The organism is Streptococcus suis, assembly GCF_002964575.1.
GTDB lineage: Bacteria > Bacillota > Bacilli > Lactobacillales > Streptococcaceae > Streptococcus > Streptococcus suis_R.
Window position 1 is genome coordinate 1 of record NZ_POQQ01000095.1, and the last position, 4,881, is coordinate 4,881.

6 protein-coding genes, 2 tRNA genes and 1 riboswitch are annotated in these 4,881 nt (G+C 37.0%); all 8 genes read left to right on the forward strand.

The window, feature by feature from the left end; genetic code table 11:
- Nucleotides 1–21 precede the first annotated feature (21 nt).
- Nucleotides 22–95, forward strand: a tRNA-Arg gene (locus C1E58_RS11860).
- A 47-nt stretch (nt 96–142) separates the two neighbouring features.
- Nucleotides 143–216: transfer RNA gene (locus tag C1E58_RS11865), tRNA-Pro, on the forward strand.
- Nucleotides 217–379: 163 nt separating this feature from the next.
- Nucleotides 380–1,225, forward strand: coding sequence for a hypothetical protein (locus C1E58_RS11870; RefSeq protein WP_105210477.1), 846 nt, complete (start codon nt 380–382; stop codon nt 1,223–1,225).
- Between the two features lie 25 nt (nt 1,226–1,250).
- Nucleotides 1,251–1,751, forward strand: a complete 501-nt coding sequence (locus tag C1E58_RS11875; RefSeq protein ID WP_105210478.1) for a DUF3592 domain-containing protein — start codon at nt 1,251–1,253, stop codon at nt 1,749–1,751.
- 59 nt (nt 1,752–1,810) lie between these two features.
- Entirely contained in the window at nt 1,811–2,329 is a 519-nt protein-coding gene (locus C1E58_RS11880; protein WP_105210479.1) for a DUF3592 domain-containing protein, read from the forward strand.
- Nucleotides 2,330–2,558: 229 nt separating this feature from the next.
- Nucleotides 2,559–3,101, forward strand: coding sequence for a tRNA (cytidine(34)-2'-O)-methyltransferase (locus C1E58_RS11885; protein ID WP_105210480.1), 543 nt, complete (start codon nt 2,559–2,561; stop codon nt 3,099–3,101).
- A 53-nt stretch (nt 3,102–3,154) separates the two neighbouring features.
- A riboswitch (FMN riboswitch) is annotated at nt 3,155–3,370 on the forward strand.
- Nucleotides 3,371–3,426: 56 nt separating this feature from the next.
- Nucleotides 3,427–3,984, forward strand: coding sequence for an ECF transporter S component (locus C1E58_RS11890; protein WP_105210481.1), 558 nt, complete (start codon nt 3,427–3,429; stop codon nt 3,982–3,984).
- 23 nt (nt 3,985–4,007) lie between these two features.
- A complete protein-coding gene (locus C1E58_RS11895; protein ID WP_105210482.1) occupies nt 4,008–4,661 on the forward strand; it encodes a phosphatase PAP2 family protein in 654 nt (217 codons plus the stop codon).
- The last annotated feature ends 220 nt before the right edge of the window (nt 4,662–4,881 follow it).

The following is a 4,881-nucleotide window of genomic DNA, read 5'->3' on the forward strand; positions in this document are numbered from 1 at the left end:
CTCGGCATGGACTTTATAGAAGCACCCTTAGCTCAACTGGATAGAGTACCTGACTACGAATCAGGCGGTTAGAGGTTCGAATCCTCTAGGGTGCATAACTCGCTTAATGATCATATTAGGGGAGCTTTATTTTTAATGATAGCGGGAAGTAGCTCAGCTTGGTAGAGTACTTGGTTTGGGACCAAGGTGTCGCAGGTTCGAATCCTGTCTTCCCGATTGAAAGAGATTGAGAGGATAATTTTTTCCTCTTTTTTATTTTGGGCACACTAACAGTGTCTTACAGAGCCAATATTTATTTTCAGGATAAGGTCAACTTGTCTTGATTTTTTAGTATAACAGACAATGATCAATTATGATAATCTGATAAGGATGAGAAAACATGAAAAAATCAATATGGAATGCCTCTTTAGAAGAGAGCATGGGATTGGTAACGGATCGGTACATTCAGACTTCAATGGAGGACGTAGAGAAAAATGGTTATGGAAAGAAAATAATAGGTTTTTTGACAGTTGAATTTTTTATCTTTCTAATATCATTTATCGGACCGTATTCGGATAAAGAAGTTGGAAAGATATTATTTGTGGAGGCGAAAATCCTATTTTCAATCCCCGTATGGCTTGGCTTATTAGTAATCGTTCATTACCTAATGGATGTTAGAAAGATACGCCACAATCGAATTTTGTCGTATTACTATTTCAATTGGAATATGTTCTTGATGGTGAGTTTACTTAATTATCAAGTATTTGTACTATGTGCGATTGGTTCGGCCATGTTTTTTGGTTCGCTAATTGCAGTCATTCTCAATCTGTCTATCATAATTTTTGTAATCGCAGAAAGATACCTATGGTTTAAGAAAGAGGTTTTGAATGGATTATATGGAAATCAATTGGTTTCCAATCCCTTAAATGATGTGATGGAGAAGTTTGTCGTCTTAGGGAGGAAATATGGTGGCTTAATCGTCTTTCCCCTCGTTCTGTTTCGTCTCTTTTTACCTAATAAAGGTAAAGGGATTTATGAGAATGATATTCTAAGAAGTTTAGTCATGATTTTTGGGATTGGTGGGCCTATATTACTTTTCTACTTTATCGTAGCAATAGTGTTTAGTTGTATTCAAGGATTTTATATTAATAAATATATGGAAGACTATCGTATTCTCTCAGGATATAGCATTGAAGACTGGTATGGTAAAAAGTCCAAGCGATATAAGGAAAGTTTGGGAGAGTAGGTTTTATGGAGGGTAAATTGTAAACATGATTTGGTCATATCTTTTAATCTTTTTGGCATTGGCTACTCCTTTTTGTTATTTTCTTTATAAATGGCGACAGGAATATGTTATCCGAAAATACAGTACTTCTACAATTATAGGTAAAGTTGTCACACATAGAGAATGGGTCTCACTTCGTCCCCCAATCATAGAGTACGAGGTAGATGGTATAAAGTATAGAAAAGCCCTAGAATACTCATGGGTTGTTTATGGCCCAAAAGATATTTTATATCCTCATGATATAGAAGAACTCCGAAATTATATGTTGGAAAGTAAGAAGTTATACAACATTGGTTTAATGCCATATAATATGTACCAACTATTCCCTATTGGATATGAAATGACAGTGAGATACAATCCGAAGCAACCTCAGTTAGCTTATGTGGAACGTTATGCGGGAGGAGAGTCACTATTTAGAGTATTCAGTTTATTCTATATAGTAGTCTTGTTCTTTCTTTGCTCGCTTTTGATTTTTATTGCAATATAAAATGATAGGTATTGTAAATGAATATCTGTTTCAAATTTTACTTATGAGGAGTAGTGCTGATGGATAGATTATTGCTTGCTATCGTCGTCATATCGGTTTATATTTTATTTTGGTTTTTTCTCTTTTTAATTCGTTGGCGTCGTGAAATTACTATTAAAAATGACTGTACTATGGTAACTCAAGGGACTGTCATAGGATACTATACTTCTACTCGTCTAAAGACACCTATTGTGGAATACACTATCAATAATCGGAGATATAAGCAGAGACTTAGATACTTCCCGATGGGAGAAGATAGAAGCCATGAGATTTTTTATCCACAAACTGAAGATGAATATAGAAGAGAAATTCTAAAGCCGAGATTTATCCGATATAGTAATTCTTTTCGTTATGAATTTAAACAATTGTTTCCAATAGGATCTGAGATGACAGTCTATTATCATCCAAAGAAACCCAAATTAAGTTTTGTTGAGCGGTTTGCTGGATTTATAAATTATTATAGGAATGGAATGTTCCTTTCTGGTTTTGCTTGGTTGTTTTTTATGGTTATTTTTTTAATACTTAAACTATCAAATTAAGTTTCCCAAATTAAGTTTTTTGAAAAATGAAAAAAATAAATCAAAACTCTTGATTTTCAGCCTTTTTTAAGCTACAATAGTAACACGATTTCATTGATTTAACTCAAACCTGTTGTGAGTTAAGTGAATGAATCATCATTCACCATGCTGTTTGCTGAGCTTGACTCCGGGCAGTGTGGCTATTTTTTTGTCTGAATAGCCAAGATTCACGTATGAGGAAACGATGATTATGAATATTGAAGAATTACACTACACAGAAGAAACTGCTAAAAATCACATTGTCCTGTTTGAACCACAGATTCCACAAAATACTGGAAATATTGCTCGGACTTGTGCCGCGACCAACAGCCCCCTACATATTATCAAACCGATGGGTTTTCCAATTGATGACCGCAAGATGAAGCGTGCTGGCTTGGATTACTGGGATAAGTTGGATGTCCGTTTCTACGAAAACTTGACAGCATTTATGGACTATGCCAGTAAGCATGGCCAGGTCCATTTGGTGTCTAAGTTTGCAGACAAAACCTATTCAGAAGAGAGTTATCAGGATGGGATCCATTTCTTCCTCTTTGGTCGTGAAGACAAAGGCTTACCAGAAGATTTTATGCGAACGCATCCAGAGAAGGCTATTCGGATTCCCATGAATGATGAGCATGTTCGTAGCCTCAATGTATCCAATACTGTCTGTATGATTGTCTACGAAGCCCTTCGTCAGCAGAATTTTGCAGGTTTGGATTTGGTCCATACTTATGAAGAGGATAAGCTAAAATAAGACTTGAAAATGACTCAATGCCTTGCACTTGCAGGGCTTTTTTGGTATGATGAAATAGTCTTCAGGGCAGGGTGAGATTCCCGACCGGCAGTGTAAAACGAGGCTATTTTGTTTTACGACTAGGCAGCGAATCGAAGACCATACTGAATGTATGTCAAGATGAGCTAACGCAGTATTAGAACAAAATAGACCGTTGGAAGTCTGCGAGCGAAAGCTGATGTGGTGCAACTCCACAACCGACAGTAAAGTCTGGATGGGAGAAGACGAAGTGCAGTTTTTGCTGCTCTTCTAAGCTTCTTCAATTTTCAAAATTGGAGGAACCTTTATGACAAACACACGGAAAATGACGATTATCGCCATTCTTTCAGCACTTTCATTTCTACTCATGTACTTGAAATTTCCCTTGATACCAACGGCAAATTTCTTGGAAGTAGATTTTTCATTGGTACCAATCTTATTTGGTCTGCTTATCCTAGATCTAAAGTCTAGCTTTGCCATTCTTTTGATTCGGACACTCCTCAAATTGATCTTAAACAATCAGGGAGTGACAACAGTCATTGGTCTACCCATGAATATTGCTGCTATGGCAATCTTTATTTTAGCAGTATCTTATTTCTGGAAAAATAACCAGACTGTCAAACATTATTTAAAAACAGCAGTGGTAGCAACCCTTGGTTCAACCCTTGCCATGCTTGTCTTGAACTATGTCTATGCTGTACCTGTTTATGCTGCCTTTGCAAACTTTGATATTAAAGAAATCTTGGGATTGACTAATTACCTGCTTTTCATGGTCTTGCCATTTAATCTCTTGCAAGGTATTGTCCTATCCATTGTGTTTTACATCTGTTACACAGCAGCTCGACCTATTTTAAAGAAAGTTTAACTTTTTTAAAGTAAACTAGACCTATGAAAAATAAACAAATCCATTTACGAAATGCGTCTTTCTTGGCTCTAGCCTTTGTTATCTTGGGCTACGTAGCCAAGTTTTACCCAAGTAGCTTAACTGGTTTCGACTCTACTATCCAATCTGCGATTCGCGGAAATCTGCCAAGTGGAGCGACTCAGTTCTGGACTTCTATTACAGTTTTAGGGAATACCGTTATCATTTTAGCGATTACCCTGATCTTGTCTGCTATCCTTTACTATTATAAAAAGTGGAAGATAGAAGCTTTTTTCCTACTAGCTAGTTTTGCGGCCATGGGTGTGGCATCTACAGCCCTGAAATATGTCTACCAACGCCCGCGTCCTAGTATCGAATGGTTGATTGACACGATTGGCTATTCATTCCCTAGTTGGCATACAGCCTCAACAATGATGATTGCAGGAGCGGTTGTCATCATTATCCAGCAACGCATGAAGCAAGGACTGGCTAAACGCATTCTGCAAGTTGCATTGATTGCCCTAGCAATCCTAGTTGCTGTTTCTCGTATCTACATTGGTGTTCATTATCCGACGGATATTATCGGAGGCTGGCTCCTAGCCTTAACTCTTTTGCAAATCATGTATCCCTTCTATGACCAAAAACGCTTTGAATGGCGTTTCCAAAGTAAACAGAAATAATTCTATTATATTTCTCCTATCCGATGGGTAGGGGATTTTTTGTGGCCTTGTAAGCAGGCTTTGACATTACAGAAACATGCAGGAATACTTTTTGTATAGTTATAAAGCAATATGTAAAGACCCCCAGTTGAGAATTCGTGGATTTACCTGTACACTAGAATAAAAAACAATCAACTTCTAGCAGGAATTACCACACTCAATTGGAGGTCTTATATGTTTC